General features: G+C 43.0%; 1 protein-coding gene. It reads left to right on the top strand.

Annotation, left to right across the window (positions count from 1 at the left end):
* Positions 1-574, top strand: a 574-nt coding sequence (locus LFYK43_RS12235; RefSeq protein WP_148095633.1) for a transposase, incomplete at both ends; no start/stop codon positions are given.

The raw sequence follows: 574 nt of genomic DNA, 5'->3' as shown, positions 1-574 counted from the left end.
CTAATACATACCTGCGCAGCTATTTTTATCAATATCCACGTAAAGCACGGCTGGCAGTTCAAACTGTGACTGTTGACTTGTACTCGCCTTATCGCCCGCTGATCAAAGAGCTTTTTCCCAATGCCCTGATCATTGCGGATCGCTTCCATACCGTAGTTCAGGCTTACCGTGGCTTAAACAGTGTCCGAATCTCAGTTATGAAGCAATATGGTGCAAAATCCCATGAAGGCCGCGCACTCAAGCGCCTCTGGAAGCTTTTAATGAAAGACTCAAATAAACTTGAATATGTCGAACGAAAAAAGCGTATTAACTTTCGCGGTGACTTGTTGACTGATTCAGAAGTTGTAGACCGGCTTTTGAAAATGTCTCCTGAGCTAGCTCAGGCTTATAAGTATTATCAAGAGCTTTTATTGGCTATACACCGCAAGAATGCAGTCTTATTAAAGGAACTCTTGAATGCGCCCCAGAAACTGCCTGAGGTAATGAAAAAAGTCAATAAAACCCTGCTCAAACACTTTGACGAAATCGTCAACAGCTTCAAAACCTCATATTCAAACGGTCCTGTGGAAGGTAC

This window comes from Ligilactobacillus salitolerans, from assembly GCF_003864415.1.
GTDB lineage: Bacteria > Bacillota > Bacilli > Lactobacillales > Lactobacillaceae > Ligilactobacillus > Ligilactobacillus salitolerans.
This window is presented reverse-complemented; position numbering and strand designations above follow the sequence as displayed.